Origin of the sequence: Sphaerochaeta sp. S2 (genome assembly GCF_016406725.1) — a bacterium.
Lineage (GTDB): Bacteria > Spirochaetota > Spirochaetia > Sphaerochaetales > Sphaerochaetaceae > Sphaerochaeta.
The window spans coordinates 1-1,201 of record NZ_JAEKNT010000450.1 but is presented as its reverse complement, the minus strand read 5'-3'; the positions used below and the strand labels follow the sequence as shown (position 1 = coordinate 1,201).

The window sequence follows — 1,201 nt, the reverse complement described above, 5'->3', positions numbered from 1 at the left end:
AGGAAAGGCTGAGATCATTAGTCAATTGGTGAAAGACGATATCAAACCAGATTTACCTGCATCTGTATTACATTTACATGAGAATGTGATTGTATTAGTAGATGAAGCTGCTGCCTCAAAATTATAAAATCCAAATGGCTTGCCATTTGGATTTCTCTTTTAGTTGGATTATTAAGAACAAGATTTTATATGATGTCTAAATAATTTGTTCAGCTTTTGATCAATCACTTCTTTATGTGATAAGTGTTCAGTTAAAATATCTTCAATTGAACTGTTTTCGTTTGTCAAATTTTTATCAATTCGAATAGATGCAATTGAATCGTATAACTCGTGAAGTATCACCAAAGATTTTTTGTCGTTTTGATTGGCGATTAATACCAAATGTTCTGTTATCTTTTCTATTAAATCATGATAAGATATATCGTCAACTGTTTGATCTACGGTATCAATATTCCTTGAAATAGTAGCCTTGCCAGGCATTTCAACACCTAGTAGATAATCAGTTGATACATTAAGATAGATAGATATTTTTGCGAGTAAATCGAAACTAGGATGTCGCTTGTTGTTTTCATATTGAGATAAAGTTGAGACTGCAATATTTAAATAATCAGCAATGTCCTTTTGCTTGATAAATTTTTCTCTTCTAACTCTTCTTAATCTTTCACAAAATGTTGCCATATGATTTCCCCCTTTTCGTTATTTATATCCCAAAGTGGGACCTTTATTCACGAAAAGCATAAAAAAATAAAAAAAAATAAAAAAGTTTACGAATTGATATAAGTCGTTCGTAAAAAGTTCACAATAATGCTACTGAGTAGTGCATATTCAATTGAATTAGTGTACAATCAGTTTTGTAAAGGAGAGTATTATGCATAAAGATATTGAAAGTATTGTATATTCTGAGAAAGATTTAGCCGATAGAATTAAAGTTCTTGGTGAACAGATATCAGAGGATTACAAAGGAAAGAAACTAATAGTTGTAGGAGTAATGAAGGGTGCAAATGTATTTGTAGCAGATTTAATTAGAAATCTTGAACTGGATGTTGTTCTTGATTTTATTGTTGTTTCAAGTTATGGTGCATCAACAGAATCAACAGGAGTTATTAGACTGTTGAAAGACTTAGATGAAAACATTTCAGGGGAGCACGTACTGATTGTTGAAGATATTATTGATTCAGGCTTAACACTTGAATATCTAGTA

The 1,201-nt window shown here is 30.6% G+C and carries 2 protein-coding genes; one reads left to right on the top strand and one right to left on the bottom strand.

What is annotated here, in order from left to right:
* Positions 1–171 precede the first annotated feature (171 nt).
* Positions 172–678 carry a helix-turn-helix domain-containing protein gene (locus tag JF818_RS12975; protein WP_198892411.1) on the bottom strand — a complete coding sequence of 169 codons (507 nt, stop codon included), beginning with the start codon at positions 676–678 and terminating at the stop codon, positions 172–174.
* Between the two features lie 190 nt (positions 679–868).
* Between JF818_RS12975 and JF818_RS12970 the strand changes: the two genes are divergently transcribed.
* The coding region (locus JF818_RS12970) for a phosphoribosyltransferase (RefSeq protein WP_255528458.1) at positions 869–1,201 on the top strand (333 nt) is incomplete at its 3' end.